At 41.3% G+C, this 25,049-nt stretch carries 23 protein-coding genes, 2 riboswitches and 1 other annotated feature (1 of these 26 only partly in view); of the genes, 10 read left to right on the top strand and 13 right to left on the bottom strand.

Features of this window, described 5'->3' with window-relative positions; all coding sequences use genetic code 11:
• Window positions 1-36, bottom strand: a binding site (T-box leader); it reaches 182 nt to the left of the window's first position.
• Between the two features lie 65 nt (window positions 37-101).
• Window positions 102-626 carry an ATP-binding cassette domain-containing protein gene (locus tag CZ382_RS21615; RefSeq protein ID WP_159457855.1) on the bottom strand — a complete coding sequence of 175 codons (525 nt, stop codon included), beginning with the start codon at window positions 624-626 and terminating at the stop codon, window positions 102-104.
• A gap of 84 nt (window positions 627-710) precedes the next feature.
• Between CZ382_RS21615 and CZ382_RS21610 the strand changes: the two genes are divergently transcribed.
• Window positions 711-1,271, top strand: a complete 561-nt coding sequence (locus tag CZ382_RS21610; protein WP_088053155.1) for a class I SAM-dependent methyltransferase — start codon at window positions 711-713, stop codon at window positions 1,269-1,271.
• Between the two features lie 44 nt (window positions 1,272-1,315).
• On the opposite strand, the gene CZ382_RS21605 is transcribed toward CZ382_RS21610, so the two are convergent.
• The gene (locus CZ382_RS21605; protein WP_284732536.1) at window positions 1,316-2,377 is read right to left on the bottom strand and encodes a tetraprenyl-beta-curcumene synthase family protein; all 1,062 of its coding nucleotides are present in this window, start codon (window positions 2,375-2,377) and stop codon (window positions 1,316-1,318) included.
• Between the two features lie 106 nt (window positions 2,378-2,483).
• Here CZ382_RS21605 and CZ382_RS21600 point away from each other — a divergent pair, with 106 nt between their 5' ends.
• Together CZ382_RS21600 and CZ382_RS21595 are read left to right on the top strand one after the other, a co-directional pair.
• Complete coding sequence (locus CZ382_RS21600; RefSeq protein ID WP_088053154.1) at window positions 2,484-3,011, top strand: gamma carbonic anhydrase; 528 nt, start codon at window positions 2,484-2,486, stop codon at window positions 3,009-3,011.
• Window positions 3,012-3,139: 128 nt separating this feature from the next.
• On the top strand, window positions 3,140-4,003 hold the full coding sequence (locus tag CZ382_RS21595) for a C39 family peptidase (RefSeq protein ID WP_235000485.1): 864 nt from the start codon (window positions 3,140-3,142) through the stop codon (window positions 4,001-4,003).
• A 241-nt stretch (window positions 4,004-4,244) separates the two neighbouring features.
• Here the strand turns inward: CZ382_RS21595 and asnB are convergent, their stop codons facing one another.
• Window positions 4,245-6,161, bottom strand: coding sequence for an asparagine synthase (glutamine-hydrolyzing) (asnB, locus tag CZ382_RS21590; protein WP_088053153.1), 1,917 nt, complete (start codon window positions 6,159-6,161; stop codon window positions 4,245-4,247).
• Between the two features lie 160 nt (window positions 6,162-6,321).
• On the bottom strand, window positions 6,322-7,521 hold the full coding sequence (gene metK, locus CZ382_RS21585; protein WP_088053152.1) for a methionine adenosyltransferase: 1,200 nt from the start codon (window positions 7,519-7,521) through the stop codon (window positions 6,322-6,324).
• 116 nt (window positions 7,522-7,637) lie between these two features.
• A riboswitch (SAM riboswitch) is annotated at window positions 7,638-7,744 on the bottom strand.
• 189 nt (window positions 7,745-7,933) lie between these two features.
• On the opposite strand from metK, the gene pckA reads away from it, so the two are divergent.
• The 4 genes from pckA (at window position 7,934) to CZ382_RS21565 (ending at window position 12,606) form a co-directional block, all read left to right on the top strand.
• On the top strand, window positions 7,934-9,529 hold the full coding sequence (gene pckA / locus CZ382_RS21580) for a phosphoenolpyruvate carboxykinase (ATP) (protein ID WP_088053151.1): 1,596 nt from the start codon (window positions 7,934-7,936) through the stop codon (window positions 9,527-9,529).
• Window positions 9,530-9,994: 465 nt separating this feature from the next.
• Entirely contained in the window at window positions 9,995-10,993 is a 999-nt protein-coding gene (locus CZ382_RS21575) for an ABC transporter substrate-binding protein (RefSeq protein WP_088053150.1), read from the top strand.
• Between the two features lie 13 nt (window positions 10,994-11,006).
• Window positions 11,007-11,816 (top strand): ABC transporter ATP-binding protein, encoded by an 810-nt coding sequence (locus CZ382_RS21570; protein ID WP_088053149.1) that lies wholly within the window; start codon window positions 11,007-11,009, stop codon window positions 11,814-11,816.
• Window positions 11,800-12,606, top strand: coding sequence for an ABC transporter permease (locus CZ382_RS21565; protein ID WP_088053148.1), 807 nt, complete (start codon window positions 11,800-11,802; stop codon window positions 12,604-12,606). The genes CZ382_RS21570 and CZ382_RS21565 overlap by 17 nt, the downstream gene beginning before the upstream one ends.
• An 86-nt stretch (window positions 12,607-12,692) precedes the next feature.
• Here the strand turns inward: CZ382_RS21565 and ytkD are convergent, their stop codons facing one another.
• The 9 genes from ytkD to CZ382_RS21520 form a co-directional block, all read right to left on the bottom strand.
• The gene (gene ytkD / locus CZ382_RS21560; protein WP_088053147.1) at window positions 12,693-13,187 is read right to left on the bottom strand and encodes an RNA deprotection pyrophosphohydrolase; all 495 of its coding nucleotides are present in this window, start codon (window positions 13,185-13,187) and stop codon (window positions 12,693-12,695) included.
• A 30-nt stretch (window positions 13,188-13,217) separates the two neighbouring features.
• Complete coding sequence (locus tag CZ382_RS21555) at window positions 13,218-13,763, bottom strand: hypothetical protein (protein WP_088053146.1); 546 nt, start codon at window positions 13,761-13,763, stop codon at window positions 13,218-13,220.
• Between the two features lie 396 nt (window positions 13,764-14,159).
• Window positions 14,160-14,492 (bottom strand): hydrolase, encoded by a 333-nt coding sequence (locus tag CZ382_RS21550; protein ID WP_088053145.1) that lies wholly within the window; start codon window positions 14,490-14,492, stop codon window positions 14,160-14,162.
• Between the two features lie 163 nt (window positions 14,493-14,655).
• Window positions 14,656-15,480, bottom strand: a complete 825-nt coding sequence (locus tag CZ382_RS21545; RefSeq protein WP_088053144.1) for an ABC transporter ATP-binding protein — start codon at window positions 15,478-15,480, stop codon at window positions 14,656-14,658.
• Window positions 15,481-15,736: 256 nt separating this feature from the next.
• A complete protein-coding gene (locus tag CZ382_RS21540; protein ID WP_088053143.1) occupies window positions 15,737-17,200 on the bottom strand; it encodes an o-succinylbenzoate--CoA ligase in 1,464 nt (487 codons plus the stop codon).
• A gap of 358 nt (window positions 17,201-17,558) precedes the next feature.
• Window positions 17,559-18,377: a 1,4-dihydroxy-2-naphthoyl-CoA synthase gene (gene menB / locus CZ382_RS21535; RefSeq protein WP_088053142.1), complete on the bottom strand. Its 819-nt coding sequence runs from the start codon at window positions 18,375-18,377 to the stop codon at window positions 17,559-17,561.
• 270 nt (window positions 18,378-18,647) lie between these two features.
• The gene (gene menH, locus CZ382_RS21530; RefSeq protein WP_088053141.1) at window positions 18,648-19,475 is read right to left on the bottom strand and encodes a 2-succinyl-6-hydroxy-2,4-cyclohexadiene-1-carboxylate synthase; all 828 of its coding nucleotides are present in this window, start codon (window positions 19,473-19,475) and stop codon (window positions 18,648-18,650) included.
• 1 nt (window position 19,476) lies between these two features.
• On the bottom strand, window positions 19,477-21,225 hold the full coding sequence (gene menD / locus CZ382_RS21525) for a 2-succinyl-5-enolpyruvyl-6-hydroxy-3-cyclohexene-1-carboxylic-acid synthase (protein ID WP_088053140.1): 1,749 nt from the start codon (window positions 21,223-21,225) through the stop codon (window positions 19,477-19,479).
• 2 nt (window positions 21,226-21,227) lie between these two features.
• On the bottom strand, window positions 21,228-22,613 hold the full coding sequence (locus CZ382_RS21520; RefSeq protein ID WP_088053139.1) for an isochorismate synthase: 1,386 nt from the start codon (window positions 22,611-22,613) through the stop codon (window positions 21,228-21,230).
• A gap of 228 nt (window positions 22,614-22,841) precedes the next feature.
• Between CZ382_RS21520 and CZ382_RS21515 the strand changes: the two genes are divergently transcribed.
• From CZ382_RS21515 to CZ382_RS21505, 3 genes are read left to right on the top strand one after another with little or no spacing between them, the layout of a single operon-like run.
• Window positions 22,842-23,777: a 1,4-dihydroxy-2-naphthoate polyprenyltransferase gene (locus CZ382_RS21515; RefSeq protein WP_088053138.1), complete on the top strand. Its 936-nt coding sequence runs from the start codon at window positions 22,842-22,844 to the stop codon at window positions 23,775-23,777.
• Between the two features lie 18 nt (window positions 23,778-23,795).
• Entirely contained in the window at window positions 23,796-24,182 is a 387-nt protein-coding gene (locus tag CZ382_RS21510; RefSeq protein ID WP_088053137.1) for a hotdog fold thioesterase, read from the top strand.
• Between the two features lie 17 nt (window positions 24,183-24,199).
• Entirely contained in the window at window positions 24,200-24,547 is a 348-nt protein-coding gene (locus CZ382_RS21505) for a TraR/DksA C4-type zinc finger protein (protein ID WP_230856007.1), read from the top strand.
• Between the two features lie 258 nt (window positions 24,548-24,805).
• Window positions 24,806-24,952, top strand: a riboswitch (FMN riboswitch).
• Window positions 24,953-25,049: the final 97 nt, after the last annotated feature.

Here is a 25,049-nt window from a genome sequence, read left to right as displayed (position 1 = left end):
AAATATTCTATTACTACTCCTTTGCAACGTCATTTTTCGTTATTATATGGAATTTTAAGCAATCTATCTTGTTTTGTCAAGAATACGGGCAAATTAACGATTCATTTCAGCTGTATCATATATTTTTCCATCCATTCCACTGTATCTATTCCGTGTTTTTCCCGAATTTGCTCAACACAACTTTGTGCAATTACTGTCCCATGTTTTAATAATACGACATCATCAAGGATTGGTTCCACTTCCTTTAGTTCATGGGTTGAAATGATAAGCGTCTGTCTGCCTAAATCCACAAACTGAATCATTCCAGTAATAATCGCCTTACGAACCATGGGATCCAGTCCGGAAAAGGGTTCATCTAACACAATATATGGCGCATTCCGTGCAAGTGTCACCATCATTTTTACCCTTCCTCTATTTCCCTTTGACAAATGTTTTATTTTCCGCTTTATATCCAATTTCATACATGCGGCAATTTCCAATGCCTTTTGCTGATCAAAATCAATGAATTGCGTTTGGTAATAACGGATCAATTCCTCAATCGTAAAAAAAGGATAAAAATAATCCTGGTCAGTCAGATAAGCAACCTTGTCGCTGACTCGCCGATTTACTTGTTGACCGCCAACCAAAACCTTGCCTTCCAAAACATCTTAAAAGATAACTTTTATGCTAAAATAACCGTTCATACTAAATTTTTAAAGGAATGAAAATTTATGATCAAAAATATTATTGCTTTTTCCCACCAACTATTACGTGAATCGGTGCAACCGGGAGATATCGTTATTGATGCTACTGCCGGAAACGGACATGATACAGTATTTCTCGGTAATCTGGTGGGAGAAAATGGACATGTATTGGCTTTTGATATACAGGCTAAGGCAATTGAAGCTGTAAGAATGAAGTTAACAGAACAACATATAGAGAATACTCGGATTATCCATGATAGCCATGAAAATGTAGCAGTATATTTAAATGAGGTCGATCGAATCGGAGGTGCAATATTCAATTTAGGGTATTTGCCGGGTGGGGATAAATCAATTATAACACACGGAGAATCAACAATTATAGCTGTGGAGACCATACTGGAACTTTTGAAAAACAATGGCGTCATAGTCCTGGTCATTTACCATGGACATAAGGGCGGAGTACAGGAAAAAGAAGCTGTTTTACAATACGTTAAACAACTTGATCAGCAAAAATTTAACGCGCTGCAATACGGCTTTATCAACCAGATCAATAATCCGCCATTTATAATTGCGATCGAGAAAAAATAACCGTAAAAACGATTTAAAGCATCGACCAATTGCTTTAAATCGTTCTAACCAAATAGCCGGTGATACATTTTCGTGTTCCAATGAAAAAATGCTGCTTTCCCTCCGCTTTCCTGCAACAAAACTTTCGTCATCTTTTCTCCGCCATCCAAGTTTTTCACCTTTGGATCTGCTAAGTAGAGCCCAACTAATCCATGATGGACAAGTTGATGAAACTTCCGATCTGGCAAAGACTGAACATGTTTATCTGTTTCTTTAATAAAATAAATAAAGCGTTCTTTCATTTTTTCACGGCTCGAATAGTAGCTGCAAAAATTCAAATCCCCTTCCTGTTCATCTTCCTGCTGATCAATATAATAATCCAGCAAAATATGCAGGGCTTGCATGTTTGGAAAATAACTAGTGTAAACCCACTTGGTTAACTCCGGCGCAGACTGTCCACCAAGTGAATAAGAAACCAAACAGAATATGCCGAGTGTTGAACCAGCTGCTGCGGAAAATTCATACCAGCTTAACGAATCACAACTATTTTCTTTTTCATACCAGTTAATTAAGCGGGGAATCCGTTCCTCAAGGGCGACATGCTTATGGACCTGCAAATCACTATACAATCGCTCTAGTTCCAGCACTTCATGTTGAATAACCGAATACCCAGCCAATTGTTGTATAATCTGCTGACACGTACGAACAAGGTCGGCTAAATACCCGCCATCTTCCTGCTCATCCCTTAATGCATAATAATTTTTTATCGTCTTCCCCGGGGTCAGCGCATCTTCCATTGCTTTATGCAACAGGCGAAAATCTGCTGGATCCATAGAAGTACTGCGGTCACACAAATTATCCAGGTAATCGCTAATCGTTTGATACGAAACAATAAATCGTGCCGCTTCCCGCCACCTTTTATGTGCAAGCAGCGCATAAACGGACCCGCCCTGGCAATGAAATCGTTTCGAAGCAATGCTCGCCAGTGCCTGCGCACGCAACTCTTTATTTGGAATTTGCTGTGCCCTTTCCGTCCAATAAGCTAATTCTTGTTTTACCGCCGGGAATATTTTACGGTAGACGGTCAGCATCAAGGTTACTGCAGTTTCTGGTACATGTCTCCCCAACTTTCTTCCTCCGTTCAAATTCTAGACACCATAGATTTAGAAAAATTTGCTATACTACCTATATCATCACATTTTTTACCCAGTTTCAACTTTGGAGGTTTATAACATGATGAGCCACTATAAAAATATTTTACCCAAAATTGATAAATCCGTATTTATTGCAAAGGATGCAACTGTAATTGGCGATGTGACAATCGGCGAACAATCAAGCATCTGGTTCGGCACTGTAATCCGTGGAGATGTGGCTCCGACCCGGATCGGCAAGCGAGTCAGCATCCAGGATTTAACCATGGTTCACCAAAGCCCGGATAACCCTGCTATTGTGGAAGATGATGTAACAGTCGGTCACCAGGTAACATTGCATGGTGCGACGATACGTAAAAATGCGTTAATCGGCATGGGATCCATTATTTTGGACGGTGCAGAGGTTGGCGAAAATGCTTTTATTGGTGCTGGAAGCCTTGTTCCTCCTGGTAAAAAAATACCCCCAAACACCTTGGCATTAGGCAGACCCGCCAAGGTAGTTCGGGAACTGACAGAAAAAGATTATGCGGAAATGGAACGTGTCCGGAAATCATATGTGGAAAAAGGGCAATACTATAAACAGCATACAGATACAGGTATTGAATTATAGATGGTTGTTCCATTCGTCAGCCAGTTTACTGTTTCTAGTTTGGAAACCGCTGAACTGCAAGCCGCTTTATGGTTCTTAATTAATACCGATATATAATATGTTAGTTTTTTATTATTGGAGTGTCCAAATTGCACATTACACTATTCTTTCTTTCTGGAATCATAGCGATTTATTTCATTGTAGCAGGTAGTAAAATATCGAGGAAATGGATCAGCAATTCCTTTATATTTTATGGCGTTCTCTTTACCATAACCTCGATTACTATTGGTTCTATGTACGTAAATGAACATAAATCTGTACTAGTTGCTTCGGTGAAAAACCTGTTGCCCACGCAAAACGATCTGAAACTGATAGAGCCTGCAGAAGCAATGACATCAAATGAACAGGGGCAAGTGAAGGAATCCGTACGGTTAAAAGCACCGTTAATTGGCCAGCTGCCTGAATTACCGCGCGGCTGTGAAGTTACAAGCCTGGCAATGCTCTTGGCCTACCATGACATTCATGTAGACAAGCTGGAATTAGCAAAACGGGTAAAGCGTGACCCAACGCCATATAAAAAGACGGAAGAAGGGATTCATTTCGGTAATCCGAATGAAGGGTTCGTCGGTGATATGTATTCATTTTCCACACCGGGGCTTGGCGTATACCACAAACCGGTAACGGAACTTGCCATGGATTATGCCGGGGAACGGGTGCTTGATTTTTCCGGGCAGGATTTTACTGAAATTATCAACCAATTAAATCACGACCGTCCTATCTGGGTTATTATCAACGCCGCCTATAAAAAACTGCCTAAGAATCAATTTATTACCTGGCAAACGAAAGACGGTCCAGTCAACGTAACAATGCGGGAACACTCGGTACTGATAACCGGCTATGACCAGGACTATATCTATTTCAATGATCCATTAAAGCGCAATAAAAAAGCTCCGATTGAGGAATTTAAAGCTGCATGGATCCAAATGGGAAAGCAGGCGATTACGATATTATAGCGTAATCGCCTGCTTTTTACTCTTGGATATTTTACCTGTTTTTGGTAGTATTTCCGATTCTGATAGTATTTCTAGTCGTTTGGATAGTATTTGACCTGTTTCCGATAGTATTTTGTATTTTCGGATAGTATTTACCCGATTTTGGATAGTATTTTGCATTTTCGGATAGTATTTTACTCATTTTGGATAATATTTCCGATTCCGATAGTATTTCTACCCATCCGACAAAGTTCCCACTCGTTTAGAATTGTTTTTCCCCTATAACAGGTTCCACTACAAAATCGGGTTTGCTCAATTCAGCAATATCAAATTTATTTTCCACAAAAATCTGATGCCACAGCATGAACATTAACACGGTCCAAATCTTCCTGCTGTAGTCTCCCCTGCCTTGGCAATGTGCCTCAAGCAATTCAAGAATAAAAGATTTATAGAGCAAATGATCTGTCTCGCTTTCATGGATCAGCTGTTTTGCCCAGCCATTTAATTCGTTCTTCAGCCAATGGCGAATTGGTACAGGGAATCCAAGCTTTTTACGGTCAAGCACATGATCTGGAACAATTCCACGCGATGCTTCACGCAAAAGACTCTTTGTTGTTCCGTTGGCAATTTTTAGATCAACTGGTATTTCACTGGCGACACGGAATACTTCTTTATCTAAAAACGGGACACGCAGCTCAAGTGAATTTGCCATTGTTGTCCGGTCCGCCTTCAGTAAAATATCTCCGCGCATCCAGGTATGAATATCAACGTACTGCATTTGGTTAACTAATGGATAATTTGCTACATTGTCAAAAAGTTTCCCAGTGATCTCCCGATAGGACAGATTTTCATTATAATGCTGTAAAATTTGCCGTTTTTCTTCATCCTCAAACATTTTCGCATTGCCAATATAACGCTCGCGAAGCGGTGTTGTCCCACGTTCCAGGAAGCTCTTTCCTCTCACCCCTTCTGGCAACACGTCTGCTACTCTAGCCAGCAGATTTTTTGCAGGCCTTGGAATGGATTCGAACAGCTTCAAAGATTCTGGTTCCCGATAAATGTTATAGCCACCGAATAATTCATCCGATCCTTCACCAGATAAAACAACTGTTACATGTTTCCGGGCTTCTCTAGCGACAAAATACAGCGGTACACATGCCGGATCTGCCAGTGGATCATCCATATGCCACATAATTTTTGGGAGCTTATCCACGTATTCCTCAGGTGAAATAATATAAGAGATATTTTCCACATTTAATTTTTCCGCTGTTTCTTTGGCAACATCAACTTCGGAAAAGCCTTCCCGTTCAAATCCGACCGAGAACGTCTTAATGGTTGGATTGAATTCCCTTGCCATCGCAACGATCAAGGTTGAATCAATCCCACCCGATAAAAACGATCCAACTGGCACATCGCTTCGCATATGAACATTTACGGAATCATACATCACGTCTTGAATACGCTTGATCCAATCCTGTTTGTCCATCAAAACGGGATTAAATGTCGCATGCCAGTAGCGGGTAAAGGAAAGAGCTTGACCAGGCTTTTTCACGAAATAATGGCCGGGCTCCACCTTTTTAATCCCCGTCGTCATCGTTAATGGCTCCGGTACAAATTGGAAGCTTAAATAGTGCTGTAATGCTTCATCACTTACTTCTTCTTTTTCCATCATTAACGAAATACTTTTTTTCTCCGAGGCAAAAATAGTACCCTCTTCTGTTTCCCGGTAAAACAATGGCTTAATACCAAACGGGTCACGCGCACCATATAATGTTTCGTTTTCCTTATCCCATACCAAAATAGAAAACATACCTCGCAAATAAGTAAACGCCTGTTCTTTATGTTTAGCAAATAATGCGGCAATTACTTCAGTATCTGACTCTGTTGCAAAGGAATACCCTTCTTTTATTAAATCCTCACGCAGTTCTACATAATTATAAATTTCACCATTAAAAATAAGCCATATTTTTTCATCATCATAGCTCAATGGCTGTTGGCCGCTTTCTATATCAATAATACTTAAACGTCTAAACCCAAATGATACATATTCATCGTGAAAATAACCTTCATCATCCGGCCCTCTGTGGGTGATAATATTGTTTTGCTGTTCAAATACATGTATTGTCTCTTCATTAGGCATACTCGGATGATTGCGGATCATCCCAATAAATCCACACATGCTCTAGCCTCACTCTCAAGATTCGTAATAGTACCTTTCCCGAGTATACCATAAATGATTGTTTATTTCGATATGGAAAGAGCCCTCAAATAATATCAAAAATTATTAAAAATCACGTCCTCCCTTTAATCAGAAGACGTGATCTATTTTCAATTTGAAATTATTTCTTCACTAATGCCTTCAATTCTTCAACCTTATCCGTTCTCTCCCACGGAAATAAGATGTCGGTTCTGCCAAAATGTCCGTATGCGGCGGTATTTTTGAAAATTGGTCGTTGCAAATCAAGCATGCGGATGATGCCTGCCGGACGCAAATCGAACAATTCCCGGACCGCTGCCACCAGCTTTTCTTCGCTGACAATTCCGGTATCAAATGTGTTAATCGCTATCGATACCGGTTCAGCAACACCGATCGCATAGGCAAGCTGTACTTCACACGTTTTAGCAAGTCCTGCAGCTACAATATTTTTCGCCACGTAACGAGCGGCATATGCTGCTGAACGATCTACCTTTGTTGCATCTTTTCCGCTGAATGCGCCTCCGCCATGCCGGGCATAGCCGCCATACGTGTCGACAATAATTTTCCGACCCGTTAATCCGGCATCCCCTTGTGGCCCACCAATAACAAAGCGGCCGGTCGGGTTGATAAAATACTTGGTTGTTTCATCTAATAAATTCACAGGTACAATTGGACGAATAACATGCTCAATCAAATCTTTTTCAATCTGTTCGGTTGAGATATCCTGATGATGCTGCGTAGAAATAACAACCGTATCCACCTTTACCGGGTTATCCTGTTCATCATATTCGACTGTTACCTGGGTTTTCCCATCAGGTCTTAGGTATGCAAGTGTTTTATCTTTCCGGACATCTGCCAATCGTTTTGCCAATTTATGTGCTAACGCTATCGGCAATGGCATTAATTCCTCCGTTTCATCACAAGCAAAGCCAAACATTAAGCCCTGATCCCCTGCACCGATTGCAGCAATCTCTTCATCTGACATTTTTCCTTGACGTGCTTCCAATGCAGTATCTACCCCACCAGCAATGTCCGGTGATTGTTCATCAATTGCCGTAAGCACGGCACATGTTTCTGCATCAAATCCGAATTTTGCCCTTGTATAGCCAATATCTTTAATGGTTTGTCTAACAATGGCGGGAATATCTACATAGGTACTAGTAGAAATCTCTCCTGAAACCAATACTAATCCTGTAGTCACTGTAGTCTCACAGGCAACACGGGCATTCGGGTCTTTCGTTAAAATTTCATCCAAAATCGCATCTGAAATCTGGTCACAAATTTTATCTGGATGGCCCTCTGTTACCGATTCAGATGTAAATAAACGACGATTTGCAGCCATAGGCCAAATCTCTCCCTTTAAATCGTGGTACGGAACTCTATATATTTCAGTAAATATTCCTTTAAAAACAAAAAAGCCTTTCCTGCATGCATGAGGAAAGGAGTTGTGGCCTTTCGCTCTTATTGTTCAAGGAAATATCCTTGCATCAGATTAGCACCTTTTCACTATTGTGATGGTTGCCGGGCTTCATCGGGCCTGTCCCTCCACCAGCTCTGAATAAGAGAGTCCGTTCAGACTATATCCTACCCGAAATCCCTCCCTTCTGTCAACTTTTCACAGCCATTGCATAACATTTTAAATAAAACATTAAATTAGTATGGACTAATTAAATAAATGTGTTATACTAATAACCAGATTCGCAGTAAAACGTATATAGGACGATAAAAATCCATCAAAAAGGAAGGTATCATATATGAAATCGATGGAACGATCAACATTGGCAGATGAACTTTTAGCACAAGGGAACATCCAGCACAACTTATCGGTACCATGTCTTGTAGAAAAAATATTGGCCAGAAATGAAGGGATATTAACGGCAACCGGTGCTATCCAGGCAACTACCGGAAAATATACTGGACGTTCACCTAAAGATAAGTTTATCGTAAAGGATGACATTTGTGAACAATTTATCGACTGGGGTCTTGTGAACCAGGCAATTGATGAAGATAAATTTGACCGGCTATACGAAAAAGTTGTGGCCTTTTTGAAAGATAAGAACGAATTATATTCTTTTAAGGGGTTTGCCGGAGCAGATAAAAAGCATCGCCTGCCGATTCAGGTTATTAACGAATATGCATGGCACAACTTGTTCGCCAGACAATTATTTATTACACCGTCAGATGAAGAGCTTAAAACACATAAAGCCGAATTTACAGTGGTCTCTGCACCAACATATAAAGCAGATCCAGCAGTCGATGGAACAAACTCGGAAACGTTCATTCTCGTTTCCTTCAAGCGCCGGATCATCTTAATCGGCGGAACGGAATATGCCGGAGAAATCAAAAAATCGATTTTCTCGGTTATGAATTATTTGCTGCCGCAAAAGGATATTTTATCCATGCATTGCTCGGCAAACGTTGGTCAGGAAGGTGACGTCGCGTTATTCTTTGGCCTGTCCGGGACAGGTAAAACGACACTGTCTGCTGATCCATATCGCCGGCTAATTGGCGATGACGAACACGGCTGGAGCCCAAATGGCGTCTTTAATATTGAAGGCGGCTGTTATGCGAAATGTATCAACCTTTCCTATGAAAAGGAACCACAAATTTTTAATGCAATCCGGTTTGGCTCCGTCCTGGAAAATGTCATCATTGATGAAGAATCACGGCTGCCGGACTATGACGACACGATATTAACTGAAAATACCCGGGCAGCATATCCGCTGGAAAATATCGATAACATCGTTACACCTAGTGTCGCTGGCCATCCAAATACCATTATCTTTTTAACTGCTGATGCATCAGGCACACTGCCACCAATCAGCAAACTAACGAAAGAGCAGGCGATGTATCATTTTTTAAGTGGATACACGAGTAAGCTGGCAGGTACAGAGCGTGGTGTAACCGAACCACAGGCAACGTTCTCAGCATGCTTTGGCTCACCGTTTTTGCCTTTAGCACCGTCAACCTACGCCGAAATGCTGGGGGAGAAAATCGACCAGTTCAATTCCAATGTGTTCCTGGTGAATACAGGCTGGACGGGTGGTTCATATGGTGTAGGCAATCGTATAAAACTTTCCTACACGAGAGCAATGGTTCATTCCGCATTAGAAGGTGAATTAAATACTGTTGAGACAGTCAAAGAAGACATCTTTGGCTTGGAAATTCCAATGCACGTACCCGGTGTTCCCGACGAGGTGCTCATACCACGAAATACATGGACTGATAAATCAGCCTATGATGATGCAGCAAAAGCGCTTGCGCTAAAATTTCATGATAACTTCAGGAAATTCACTAAAGCAAGTGAGCAAATTGTTCAGGCAGGGCCATTGTATAAACCTGAACAATAATTTTCGTTATAAACGGATGATGTTCAAAAAGTCACCAATGATAAGCGGTTTTTTTGAACACATCTGATTAATCTTTGATCAGTTAACATGTTTCCTCATCCTAAATGGATTTTTATATGGAAGGAAAAACTGGCGGCATTGGTTAGTTGCCCCAGTTTGTATGAATGAAAAGCGAATTGTCAGATGATCCTGACTGCCGATCTCTTAATGGAGGTCGGTTTTTTTTATCAGCTAAGAAAGTATATAAATTTAGGCTCTATTCTGCTCCCAGCAGAGTAAGCCACGTCCGGCTCCAGCGCTTAGCGGCTAGTGTGCTTTTGTGCTTTTCCGAAACAAGTTTCATTACGGATGAACGTACCTCTTTTAGCGATTCAACTTAGAATGTAAACTAGGCATTCACACATTTTCCTCGAAAACATACACTGTTTTGAAATACCCCATTTGAAATGGAAAGGAAAGATATGGATGAAAAAGTTGACGTATTTGCTGCTATTTTCAAGTCTAATGCTTATTTTCCTGTCAGCATGCAATTCCGATACCAAAACGGAAAAAACACCAATCAAACTGGCTGAAGTTACCAGGTCGATATTTTACGCACCACAATACGTTGCAATTGAAAAAGGACTTTTTGAAGAGGAAGGATTAGATGTCGAGCTGCAAACAACATGGGGCGGTGATAAAACAATGACATCCTTGTTGTCAGATGGTGCAGATGTTGCGCTTGTCGGTTCTGAAACTTCTATTTATGTCTATAGCCAGGATTCAAAGGATTACGCAGTCAACTTTGCCCAATTAACCCAAACAGATGGGACTTTTTTAGTAGCTAAAGAGGAACACCCAGATTTTAAGTGGGATGAACTTAAAAACAGTACATTTTTAGGTCAGCGTAAGGGTGGGATGCCGCAAATGGTTGGCGAATTTGTTCTAAAGAAACATAATATCGATCCACATGCAGACTTAAATTTATTACAGAACGTTGATTTTGCAAATATCCCAGGTGCATTTGTTTCAGGGGATGCTGAATACGTTCAATTGTTTGAGCCGACTGCGAGTATTTTTGAAAAGGAAGGAAAAGGCCATATCATCGCGTCATTTGGTGAAGCGTCCGGACACGTTCCCTATACCGTTTTCATGGCAAAAGAAAGCTATATAAAGGATAACAAAGAGACGATCCGGAAATTTACAGAGGCTGTTTACAAGGCACAGCAATGGGTTCAGGAAAACAGTGCAGAAGATATCGCCAAGGTTATACAACCATATTTTGAAGACACTGACCTTGAGATGATCACTTCTTCCATTGAACGGTATAAAAGTCAAGGTTCCTTTGCCACCGATCCCATTTTAGATGAAGAAGAATGGAATAATCTGAAAGAGATAATGCAGGAAGCTGGTGAATTACCGGCAGATGTACCATATGAAGATTTGGTAAACACTGATTTTGCAAAGGATGTTATCGGTAAGTAAGGAGGGGAAGTTGGTGTCATTTCTTACTTTAGAACATGTATCACATCATTATTTTTCGAAAAAAAGTTATACAAAAGCACTGGAGGATATCTCGCTTTCCGTGAAAGACGGTGAATTTGTTGCACTACTTGGGCCTAGTGGATGTGGAAAATCGACCATATTATCCATTATTGCCGGTATTATTAAGCAAACCACAGGTGAGGTCCTGCTCGAGGGAAAACCCGTTCCAGAATCTGAACTGGCAATTGGTTATATGCTTCAGCAGGATTACCTGTTTCCATGGAAAACAATTATTGAAAATGTACTAATCGGTCCGAAAATCGGGCATAAGAAAACAAACGATATAAAAGAAAAGGCATTAGAGCTATTGGAGGAAGTCGGGCTTGCAAATGTTGCGGATGCCTATCCTGGATCACTCTCAGGTGGGATGCGCCAGCGGGTTGCCTTGGTACGTACACTGATTACGAACCCCAAGATTCTACTGTTGGATGAACCATTTTCCGCACTTGATTATCAAACAAAGCTAAAGCTTGAAGATTTGGTATCGGAGTTACTGCGGTCTTATCAGAAAACAGCCGTTTTGGTTACACATGATATCGGTGAAGCAATTTCCATGAGTGATCGAATTTTACTTATGAATGCAAATCCGGGTTCTATCACAACTGTTTTTGAAGTTCCTATCGAATTGCGTAACGAAAAACCCTTTTTTGTGCGCAGACACCCAAAATATCAGCTATTGTTTGATAAAATCTGGGAGGCATTAAATAAAGAAGATGCAACCAAGGAAAAGGTGGTGCAGGACCAACATGAAACCGAAATCTGACCATCATCTTTTTGAGGCATATAAACGTAATTTGCAGCGTGAAAAGAAAATAGTACTCACCTGGCAGCTTATTATTTTAGTCGGTTTTTTTGCGATCTGGGAAATCACCAGCAGATTAAATTGGATTGATCCATTGCTATTTAGTTCACCCTCCAAGGTTATTCAACAATTAATTGAAAAATTTTCAGATGGATCAATATTACCGCATATACAGGCAACCATATTGGAAACCGTGCTCGGCTTCATTATCGGAACGCTTGCCGGTATCCTCATCGCAACCATTCTTTGGGCATCACTAAGATTATCTAAAATAATGGATCCATATCTCGTTATCATGAACGCCATGCCAAAGGTTGCCCTCGGTCCAATTATTATCGTTGCACTTGGCCCCGGATATACGTCTATTATTGCAATGGGGGCCATCATTTCCGTTGTGATCACGACACTAGTTGTTTATTCAGGGTTCAGAGAGGTCGACCCAAACTACGAGAAAGTATTAAAAAGCTTTGGAGCGAGCCGCTGGCAATGTTTTAAAGAGGCCATATTCCCTGCCACAATGCCGACCATGATTTCGACATTAAAGGTGAATGTTGGACTATCTTGGGTAGGAGTAATCGTCGGCGAATTTCTCGTTTCCAAAGAAGGATTAGGCTATTTAATCGTGTACGGGTTCCAAGTATTTGATTTCACATTGGTCATGTCAAGCCTGATTATCATTGCAATTGTCGCCGGTATCATGTACAAAGGAGTCGAAAAAATCGAAAGCTGGCTGATCAAGCATACTGGGTAACTCAAAAGCCGAAAGACCATTGGCTCAAATCGACATACAAAGGATCAACATTTTTCTACTTCAAATAACACCTGGAAAATTTCCTTTCAGGTGTTATTTTTGTGGAAAAATTTGTCTGCGTTTTTCTCTATATACCCCATACATTGAGGTAACACGCCATCCTTCATAATAAAACTGTACAAATCATTATGTTTTACATCATTCGGAATACTATCCAGCAGTAACGGTCCATCGGTTTCGAAGTACGTATGCTGCTGTGTTAAATCACTAACCGTGGCAAAATACACGTTTTTAATAATATTACCGCCTTTTCCAGCGACAAAATATTGTCCGATATACGCTATTTCCTTTACCTTTCCACCAGTTTCTTCCATAACTTCACGAATTGCCGCTTGCTTCGCTGTTTCACCTTTCTCCACCTTGCCACCTGGAAATTCAAATCCACGATCCTTGTGTTTGGTCAATAACCAGTTATCCTTAAATTTACAAATAACCCACACATGCTTGGGGGTTTTCGAAAAAGGCTGATCAGCAAAGGAAAGCTTAACCTCATTATTGTAGTAATCCTTAAAAATATTCATCGTTCAACTGCCTTCACTTCCTAAAAGTTATCAGGAATAGTCAACATTTGTAATCCTCCAGCCATCGTCATAGGTAAAGTCAATTTCAATCGAATACACGCCATGTAACGCTGACCTGCTATGCTGTACCACTTTTACTTGGTTCTTTTGCAATTGTATCACATTAAAGTCATTATTTTCATCCAGCCAAGCTGGTGTTTCTGTAGGAATGATGTACAACCCATCATCCTCTTCATCATAGTACATGTCAATGAATTTTTCTGCTGTTTCTTTGGATGCAACCTGGTCAAAGGCCTTGATTAATGCTTCTTTTGTTTTAAAGTTCGTTACTTTATAGTTGTTACCAGTATCCTGCACGAGCAGATCCATAAATTTATTCGTTTTCGCTATTATTTCTTCTTTGGTAATTGGCTGCTGCTTAGACTGATCCTTATTCACTGTACTGCTTGCTGCTTCAGCATAAGTGTACTGCTCATTGCTTGCAACTGCCATTGTTAACCCGGTTTTCGGCATGAAAAATAGTAAAGGTAGTACGATTACAGTAATAATCCATTTCGTAACATGATGATTCCGCATAATAAAATCCTCCCCGGTTGTAAGTAAGTACCTTGTTAGTTAGGATATTCCTATTTACGGAGAGGATTAAACCTCTAATCGACCAAGATTACCTTATCTGTTATATTCAGCTAAATAAGGCCGTCACCCTTTGCGTATTCCATTAAAACAGGAAATTTGAATCTTCTCCGATCAAATTTCCTCACAATTTCTATCTATAAGAGGATGTTCAAAAAGTCCGGTAAAAATGACACTTCAGGATAGGGGATCTTCGACTAAGTACCGACACGTCCTGTGTCGAACGTCGAAGTCACCACCTCCTGTGGAAGCTCGTTGGCTTGTTTCTCCGCTGCTCATGTATCTAATTCATACATTCCGCTGCTCGAAACTACGCCGCCTCGAACTTCTCGGTCCTTTTCATCCTCCTTTTTGCACACACTCTATAAATGTCTTCCCCATATTTTCAATATGCCGTTTTGTCTCCTCGTCACCAAGATTATAAATCATTTGAAACGCTTCGGTCATATTGCTATCGTAATCGTCATTCGATTCATCGTTGTGGTATTGCATTATCGGAACATGTGCCCGAAAAAATGCCCGAAAATCGGCGTCATTCATTCGAGCCATTTTGTGACGCAGCATACTTGCTTCGTTCTCTGTTGCATAAATAACAAGCTCTTCATTATTCCCATATTTCACCTGAGAAATTTCCTGACTACCCATATTTATATAAAACTTTTTCTTTTCCATACAGCAAACACCTCCTGTTATTAATGTGGCTAAAATAACAGGTTTCATGTATGTAATCGGAAGTCGGAAATCAGATGCCAGAGGTCAGACTGCGGTTAAAATGATCACAAATGAACCCATCAACGGATAAACATTGATGGGTTCATTATTTAACAGCACAGATTTATTGAAATGCTGTTTGTGGTGTCCGATTTGCGAAAATACAGCGACCTTTGCCATGTGGTATACACATCGGTGTCCCAAACATCGGATCAAAAGTAACATCACATTTCATTTGAAAAACTTCATGTACTAAATTACATGTTACGATTTCCTCCGGTTTTCCTTGAGCGAAAACCTGTTTGTCTTTGATCGCAACAATATGATGGGCATACCGGCAAGCAAGATTCAGATCATGCAAGACCATTACAACGGTGCGTCCGTCCTTTTCATTTAATTCAAATAATAAATCAAGTACATCGATTTGATGCGTCATATCCAAATAGGTTGTTGGCTCATCCAGCAAAATCGTGTCCGTTTGCTGTGCCAGTGTCATAGCGATCCATGCCCGCTGACGTTGTCCGCCAGACAATGAATCAACGGTACGATCTTTTAATTCTAGCATATTTGTAGCTTCTAGCGCATGATTAACAGCATTTTCATCATCCTTTGACCAGGATTTTAGAAAACCCCGATATGGATGTCTCCCCTGCTTAACAAGATCCATTACGGTCAGTCCTTCTGGGGTTACAGGACTTTGCGGCAAGATAGCCAGTTTCTTCGCGACTTCCTTTGTAGCCATTTTCGCAATATCCGCACCATCCAGAATAACATCTCCACCTTTAGGCTTAAGTAAACGTGCCAACGACCTGAGCAACGTTGATTTACCGCAGCCATTCCCACCAATAAATACGGTAATCTCACCTTTTGGAATTGTTATATTTAAATCATCAATAATAATGTCTTCACCGTAACCAAGTGTTAAATCATTTGCTGTTAACGTTTGCATTGGAATCTCTCCCCCTACATCCTGCGTGGAAAACCTACACAAAATATGTATGGTTTTTTAAGTATCGTATCTCTAGTTTATTTGCTTTTGGGTCATTAGTCAATGATTTTGAGAATCTTTATCAATTAGTTTTTACATTTACGTGAATCTTATTGCAGCAAATGCTTTTTTATCTTCCTTTTCGAACACAGTATCTTCTGCTTTTTAGGGGTGTATCCCCCATTCCATGCAAATCATTTCCACTTCCGGCAAAATACTATTTTTTCATACGTTCAAGCCATTTCACCAGTTCCGTTCGTACTAGTTTATTGGAGGCATTTCGTGGCAGCGAATCGACAAAATAAATATGTTTTGGCAGTTTATATGTTGCTAAATAATTCTGCGCATATTGGATAATTTCCTGCCCTGTAACCTGTCCATCTGCAACTACAAAGGCTACTGGGACTTGTCCCCATTCTTCATCGACCTTTCCGACGACACCTACCTCATCAATTTGCTCCATTCCGGATAGAACGCTTTCCACCTCAGTTGGGTAAACATTTTCCCCTCCAGAAATAATTAAATCCTTTCGTCTGTCGACAACGTATAAAAAGCCACCCTCATCCAGGTAGCCCAGATCCCCGGTTGCCAGCCAACCATCCTGAATTGTTTTTTTCGTTACTTCGGCTTTCTTAAAATACCCCTTTGTGACCATTGGACCTTTGACAAAGATTTCCCCGACAGGATCGTCTGTAGGGTGAGCAACCTGTAATTGCGCTGGGAATAAGGCTTTTCCTGCTGAGCCAATTTTATTTAGCGCATCTTTTGGACTTAGTGTAACAATTTGGGAGGATGTCTCTGTCATGCCATACGATTGAAAAACAGGGATATTGCGTGCTTTTGCCTTTTCCAATAAAGGTTTTGGCGCTGGTCCGCCTCCGAGCAGCATACAACGAAAAGCATCTGGGTACCTTTCGCCGCCTATCAACTTTACTAATCGCTGCAGCATTACTGTTACAACTGATACAATTGTCACGCCTCGACTCATGATCGCATCATGGACAACCATTTCATCAAACTTTTCCAGTAAATAGACGGGCATTCCATAGATAACACTTTTCATAAAGATGGAGAGACCGCTGACATGAAAAATTGGCAATGTGGCAAGCCATTTGTCACCCGCACTTAAACCAAGATTTAATGCTGAACCAATTGCACTCCACCAATGATTTCCATATGTATGAATAACACCTTTCGGAAAACCGGTTGTCCCTGAAGTATAAATAATTGTAAAGGGATCGTCTAAGTAAAGCTCTGTCATCAGCTTGACGTCAGATTCCGGTAATCCCGTAATTTCCGTAAAAGTTTTAACTGATACGGAAAGATTCATTTGCTCTATATCGTTGATCAATTTATCACTCGTTAATACTAGTGATACTTCTGCATCGTTTAATTGGTAATTTAATTCTTCCCCTGTTAAGCGCGTATTAAGCATCACCGAAACAGCACCAAGATAGCTTAATGCATGGAGCGCAATCACCATGGCAGCATTATTGTTCGATAAAATCCCAACATGCGATCCTTTTTGTACACCGATGTGTGCCAATTGTCTAGCAAACCGCTGGCTCGTTTCCTTTAATTCTAAAAAAGACATCGTATTGCCATTTACATATTCAATTGCTGTTTGTTCTGGTGCCAGACCAGCCTGCTTGGTTAACCAATGCGGAATAACTTCTGACATGAATGTAACCACCCTTGAAATTAGTTAGAAAAACCTTTGCTATATAGCAAAGGTTTTGACTGCTTTGGATTGTAGCGACAAATATTGACCCCGCTGATGAACAAAGGCGGAAGCGCCCGGTTTAGCGACGTATGGGCGGACTGAGCCGTAGGAGATAAAGGAAACATGCCCCTGCAAAAGGGGTATGCCGACGTTGGACGCAAAGTCCGCCTTTAGTCGGCCTTCCTTTACACCAACCGATGTTGACTTATCGTACGGAGGTGAGGGAAGTCCACTAGTCGTTGGGCGCTGGAGCCGGACGCGGCTGTCGCAGAAAGTGACATTAACGCAGCCTAAAATTTTTATACTTTTCTATAACTCAAGGAAAGCGCGGGAACTGATCCCAATCAGGCTTCCTTTTTTCTTTAAATGCATCGCGGCCTTCTTTTGCTTCGTCGGTCGTATAGTAAAGAAGGGTTGCATCGCCGCCCATTTGCTGTAGTCCAGCAAGGCCATCTGTTGCGGCATTAAAGGAAGCTTTAAGAAAGCGTAGTGCTGTCGGTGATTTCTCCAGAATTTCCTTGCACCACTGCAGTGTTTCTTCTTCCAATTGGTCAAGCGGAACTACTTTGTTTACCATGCCCATTTCATATGCTTCTTCTGCATTATATTGTCGGCAAAGGTACCAAATTTCCCGTGCACGTTTTTGACCAACCATTTCTGCAAGTAATCCGGCACCATACCCAGCATCAAAACTGCCAACTTTTGGCCCGGTTTGGCCAAAAATAGCATTGTCTGCGGCGATTGTCAGGTCACAGCAAATATGCAGCACATGGCCACCGCCGATTGCGTAACCGGAGACCATTGCAATAACCGGTTTCGGAATGGTCCGCATTAATCGCTGTAAATCAAGGACATTTAAACGCGGAACCTGATCATCTCCAACATAGCCGCCATGTCCCCGTACTGTCTGGTCACCACCAGAACAAAACGCTTTATCTCCCGCACCAGCTAAAATAATAACGCCTATAGCCGAATCATCGCGGGCATCAGCAAACGCATCGATCATTTCGTTTACGGTTAATGGTGTGAATGCATTATGAACGCGTGGGCGATTCATCGTAACTTTCGCGATTCCATTGTACTTTTCATAAATTATTTCCTTATACTCTTTTGCTTGTTCCCATTGTACAGTCATTGTTTTTCCTCCTTCTGAATAGTTGCTATGTACTTAGCAAAGATGGTGTTCAAGAGGTCGAGTAAAAATAACACGCAATAAGGATTTTCCACTAAAACCACCCATCTCAATAGCCAACTGCGGAAGTCAGCTCGTCCTCCGAAAGCCGACTTCTTGGTAACTATTAATACTTCCCAAGATGTAATGGAAACTTTCCTCGGTACGCTCCACGCTGTCTCGAACCGGGTGCCCGGGATGTACAAGTTTCAGCGATGCAACAGGATTGCGGTGTCAGCCTACCCCTGATCCTCCTTTTGAACACACTTTTAAAATGAACTCCGTTACTATTTTACCAAAAAAAGTTGGCTGTTCCACGTGAATTGCATGACCGACATCTTCAACAATGATTAAATCACCTGATTGCAAGCGATTTTTCAGCCTTTGATTAAGCTTCACAAATTTTTCATCCAATGCACCAGCAACCAGTAATACGGGCACAGATAATTCCCGAACCTGCTCCCACCATGATGGCTGTTTTCCCGTCCCCATATACCTTAAAGACTGTACTAAACCTGGTGCAGATTGCGAAAGCCGTTCATCCCGAATTTCCCGCCTTTTTTTAGGAGGCAGTTTTCTTTGCGTTTGAAAAAGCGGAATATCTTCCCAGAAATTCACAAAAGCGCTTATCCCCTCTTGCTCTATTTTTTGTGCAAGATTTTCATCGTGAGCCATTCTTGCTCTCCGTTCATTCTCTGTTTCCAGCCCTGGAGATGCACTTTCCAATATTAGTGAGGCAACCATTTCCGGGTACATCATGGCAAATGATAACCCCGTTCGCCCGCCCATCGAATAGCCAAGAAGATGTACCTTGTCAAACTCTAAATAGGTTAACAATTGCATTAAATCGTCACAGCATGTCTGCATCGTCCTTGGTGTCTGCGTTCGTGTTTTACCATGGCCAGGCAAATCAATCCTAATAAACCGAAATTCCTTATACCATGTGTCAACAACTGTGTTCCACGTTGCTGAACTTCCGGTAAAACCATGCAGTAGTACAACAGGGGGCCCTTGTCCGGTAACTTCATACCAATAAGAAGCATCGTTGATCGTTACATACATGTTAGTCTTCCTCACCATTCAATAACTCATGTTCAATTGCTTGCCATTTTGCACGATGCCACTGCATGTTTTGCTCGCGATCTGTTTTCACCTCAATTACCGATAAGCCCCCTTTTTTGTAGCTAGTTTCAAAGGCATGTTGTAATTCGGGTTGGCTGTTTGCCTGATAGTAATCACCGCCATACATCTGTACCGCATGTTGAAATTCGATATCAATTGGCGTACCGAATAATGCTTCAAAATGATCCTCCTTGTCATTTGCTTGCGGTAAAAAGGAAAAAATCCCGCCTCCATTGTTGTTGATTAAGAGAATTGTTAGGTTAAGCTTATAGTGTTTGGCCGCAAGCAATCCATTCAAATCATGGAAAAAAGACAAATCACCAAGCAATAAAGTAATATGTGACCCGCCAGCGGCAGCACCAAGACCGCTTGATACCATTCCGTCGATCCCGTTTGCCCCACGATTGGCAAGAACCGTCATATCTTTCGAGGTTGTCATAAAGAACGTATCCACATCCCTGATTGCCATACTATTTCCGACATACAGACTGCTTTTCTCCGGTAAACAATCAAGCATACACCGAACAGCATCACCCTCGGTAAGCAACTGAGCCTCACTTTGTGCAAGTAAATGTTTTTTTGCAATTGAATTTATTCGCTGCCACATTTCAAGCCATGTTGATTTAGCGTTTACCTCCGCAGCAGACCGGGTGAGATCCTCACAGAGCAGCTTTGCATCTGCATATACAAACTCAGTTTTATTTCCTGCCGGTTCCCTATAACCAGCGTGTTCCTCAACAATAAATTGTGGCACATTTTTATGTTCTTTTACATAAAATAAATAAGGTTTTGAGACAGGCATTGCACCAAATCGGATAATGTAATCCGGTTTTAACTGTGTACGGATTGTTACATCACGGAAAAAAGCGTCATACCCTTCGATCACATGATCTTTATTATGTTCTCCTGCCCGCATCCCTGACAATGGATCTGCCAGCACCGGTAATTGCAGTGCAGCTGCTAGATTAGTTAAAGCTTCAGGAAGGTCATCGCGATATTGCGGACCGCAGACGATGACTCCTTTTTCATTGCGCTGAAGCTTGCTGATTAGAGTTTTTAGCTGGCTCGGGTGTAATCGTTTGACACCGTCAATTGTTGGATGAAAGTGTTGAGCTTTCTTCTCCCCCCATAAGTTTACTATGGTGAAGTCCGGGATAAGAGGTTCCCGTAATGGAAAATTCAAATGAACCGGTCCACTGTTGCCTTCCATCGCCATATGAACGGCCCGCGCAGCTTTGCTTCTTACATAGTCGAGCATCACATCATTTGCTTCTGGCAGTGCCATCTCATTAAACCATTTTACATAATCACCGTACAATTTAATTTGCTCAATTGCCTGCGGGGCGCCTACATCGCGTAGTTCATGCGGGCGGTCAGCCGTTAACACAACTAACGGTACCCTGCTGTAGTTCGCTTCGACAAGCGCCGGAAAATAATTTGCTGCAGCCGTTCCTGAAGTACAAACGAGCGCAACCGGCCGCTTAATTTTTTTGGCCATCCCTAATGCAAAAAAAGCGGCAGATCGTTCATCAATAATAACCCACTGCTTTAGCTTTGGATGCGCCCGGATTGTCATCGCTAGTGGTGTTGATCGTGAACCGGGTGAAATCACAGCTTCTGTTAGGCCACTTTTAACTAATTCATCAACAAAATTGGCAATATATCGTGTTAATGTTTCCGTATGTTCCATGTTTATCCTCCTAAAACGGACAGCATTGGCGCAAATTTAATTAACGTTTCTTCATATTCCGCTTCTGGATCGGAATCTTTTACGACTCCGCACCCTGCGAATAATGACGCTTCATCTCCCTGAATAAGCCCGGATCTGATCGCGACCGCAAACTCGCCGTTTTGGTTACTGTCGAGCCAGCCGACCGGTGCCCCATACCAGCCTCTATCCAATAATTCATATTCCCGGATAAAGGTAAGAGACGCTTCTCTCGGAACACCACCGAGTGCTGGTGTCGGGTGTAATTCCTTAATGATATCAAAAATACTATACCCGTTTTTGAGTGTAGCCCGAACAGGTGTATATAAATGCTGTAAATTTTTTAATGGATAAATAACGGGTTTATCGGGAATTTGGATATCCAAGCAATAGTGCTTAATTGCATTTTTTATCATCTGCACAACATAATCATGTTCCCCCCGATTTTTCGGATCGTGTAATAACGTTTTACTGATTTCTTTATCCTCAGCAGTTGTTTTTCCTCTAGGGGCAGTTCCTGCTAAACAGGTAGAAAGCAGTTGATTTTGCTCCAATTTCACCAGTCTTTCCGGTGTTGCTCCAACAAAACAATCGTCATCATGCTCAAAGGCAAAAATATAGCTATTCGTTTGAGAAGTTAAAAGTTTTTTTAAGACAGTAGTGATCGCTGGTTGTTTTGAGAGCTTTAAACGCATTTCACGTGCAAGTACTATTTTTTCAGCCTTGTTTTGGTTAATTTTATCCGTTGCCTGTTTAACTAATCCTTTCCATTGTTCCGGTGCAATTTCTTCCTTTTGCTTCAGCCTTACAGCAACTGGATGACTATTTGTATATCCCAAAAAGCAGCCAGCTGTTTTTCTTAATTGATGTGCAAGCTGGCCAGTATGGTCATCCTTGGTTACCTCTGTATTAATCGTCAAATAAAAGGCAGATTTCTGTTTGGTTAACGTCAAACGCGGCACCCGGAATTCACTGTTTTTAAATTTCTTCCACAGATCCGTATTGTCCTTTTTCGGATCAAACCTCATTCCACCAAGCGCAACCAATCCAGTGCCAGGTGTTTGATAGGGATTATGAATCAACGCATTGCTGACGAGATTTTCCCATTGTTTTTCTGTTTCCTGAAAACGATTTTCGTCCGCTATGAGATGGCAAACTGTACCAGCCCCAACTAAACAGAATTCATCTGCTGTACTTGTCCAAAAAGTACGATTCATCCCCTGATCTTTGGCCGCTTCAAAAAATTGGAGCGGATCTATTTCATCTATTTTTTTTGTAAAACTAACCAGTTGTGCAGAATCCGTGTTATTCGCAAGCACAATTGCTTGATCGAGCAACGATTCCAGCAATGCCTTCTTTGTTTCAATCATTCATGCTACCTCCGTTATACACTAACAGTCATAAAACTTCCTTCTCTATTTTATGCTCTTTTACATGGTTTCTCAAGGAATGGGGCATATTCCCCCTATTAAATACTATATTAGGTTCTTTTCCCAATCATTGTCTATTGGTTGTGAATTTATCTCATCTACTTATTGACACCCTATAACGAATTGCCTAAACTTAATATGATATTGATGTTCAGGGGGAACACATTTATGCATTCAACAGATAAAACAAATATAAAACATGTCTTAAATGAAAAAGAAGGCTTTCAAATATGGTGGCGTCTACTGCGGCCACATACATTAACCGCGTCATTTGTTCCCGTTTTTGTCGGAACGATGCTTGCTTATATCGATGGTTCCATAAACATCCCATTATTTTTAGCAATGCTTGTTGCATCCATGTTAATTCAGTCGGCAACAAATATGTTTAATGAATATTACGATTTTGTACGTGGACTAGACAATGAGCAATCTGTTGGGATCGGTGGCACAATCGTCCGTGATGGAATTCCGGCAAAAACGGTACTAAATTTAGCCATCGCCTTTTTCGGTATCGCGATGCTGCTCGGTATTTATATTTGCGCGGTATCCAGCTGGTGGATTGCAGTCATTGGTTTAGTTTGTATGCTTTTCGGCTATTTATATACAGGCGGGCCATTACCGATTGCCTATACACCACTTGGCGAATTGTTTTCCGGTTTTCTCATGGGAACCGTAATCATTGGGATCAGTTATTACATTCAGACCTTGGCGATTACAGCCACTGTCGTTTTAGTATCCATTCCGGTTGCGATCTTTATTGGAAGTATTATGATGTCCAATAATATTCGTGATCTGGACGGTGATAAAGAAAACGGACGAAAAACAATTGCAATTCTGCTCGGCAGGAAAAATGCCGTCCGCTTTTTAGGGATATTGTTTTTCATTGCATTCGGGCTGACTGCTTATTACATTATTGATGGATTATTACCAGTTTGGTCGATCATTGTGTTTATCAGTGCAGTTAAAGCAGTGGACGTAGTAAAAAAATTCCAGGGAAAAACCAAACCGCTGGAAATGGTGCCTGCCATGATTGCCACTGGTAAAACAAATACGATCTACGGATTTTTATTAGGCGTTTCATTATTACTCAGTAAGTTATTTTAAGCAGGGGAGTTGTTTTCGATGGATTTTGGCCATACACTAATGGAATCACTTGGAATCGAAGTACAAACACTTGAGGAAAATCTCGTAGTTATGACAATGCCTGTTGATCATCGGACACACCAGCCTGCTGGTTTTCTGCATGGCGGAGCAAATGTCGCACTTGCAGAGAGTGCTGCAAGTATAGGGGCATTTGTCCATATTGATCCGGATAAGTTTAATGTATTTGGTATCGAAATTAATGCTAATCATGTGAAAAGTAAACGTGAAGGTACAGTAACCGCCAAAGCCGTTCCCCGACATATTGGAAAAACGACCATGGTTTGGGAAATTAATATTGTCGATGAAACGGAAGATCTCATCTGCATCTCACGCTGTACAATCGGAATTGTTCCTAAGAAAAAATAACAGGAAGGGAGATCACGATGAACCTCAGCAGCGAAAAAATAGCTTATTTTAAAAATCGGTTAAGAACCATGAAACAAGAACTGATCGTTGACATGAAGAAACATGAAGGGACTAGCCCCAATGATTCCATTAACGAACTTGCTGATTATGACAACCATCCGGCAGACATGGGTACGGAGCAATTTGAACAGGAACGCAATACCGGATTTGATCAAATGCGCCGTGACCGGTTACGGGAGATCGATGACGCATTGGCAAGAATCGAGAACGGCACATATGGGGTAAGTGAAAAATCAGGAAAACCTATACCGGAAGAACGATTGGAAGCAGAACCGACTGCACGATACTTAGTTGAAGAGGAATGATAGTTGATAGGCTGTCTCATTTTGAAGGAGGCAGCCTATTTTTGGCTGAAGGTTGACACTAGGTCGAGGATTTAATCGGTGGGTTCAGCGAATTTCCGGCTTGGTTCAGCAACTTTTAAAAAATCTTCAGCAATTTTTAAGGATAAATAAAGATTAATTCCTTGATGGAGGGATCGTTTTAGTTTGAAAAAATAAATGCATTCCCCTTTTCAAATCTGCAAAATGATTGTATACTAATATACAACAATAGAATATCGATTCCATCTTCGGGGCAGGGTGAAATTCCCGACCGACGGTAATGAGCAGTATTGTTCTAAGTCCGTGACCCGCCTGAGCAAAGTCTCGGTGGTTGACCTGGTGTAAGTCCAGGACCGACAGTTACAGTCTGGATGGGAGAAGATGTCGAGCCGTTTTCTGGTGCATTGTATGATGTGCTATTTATTTCCTGTATATTAAACTTACCCTAAAGCCCCGATTAGGCAGGCTTTAGGGTTTTTATTTT

The sequence above is a fragment of the Virgibacillus dakarensis genome, assembly GCF_900155625.1.
GTDB classification, from domain to species: domain Bacteria; phylum Bacillota; class Bacilli; order Bacillales; family Amphibacillaceae; genus Lentibacillus_C; species Lentibacillus_C populi.
The sequence above is the reverse complement of the archived record's forward strand: the minus strand, read 5'-3'. Positions and strand labels throughout refer to the sequence as shown.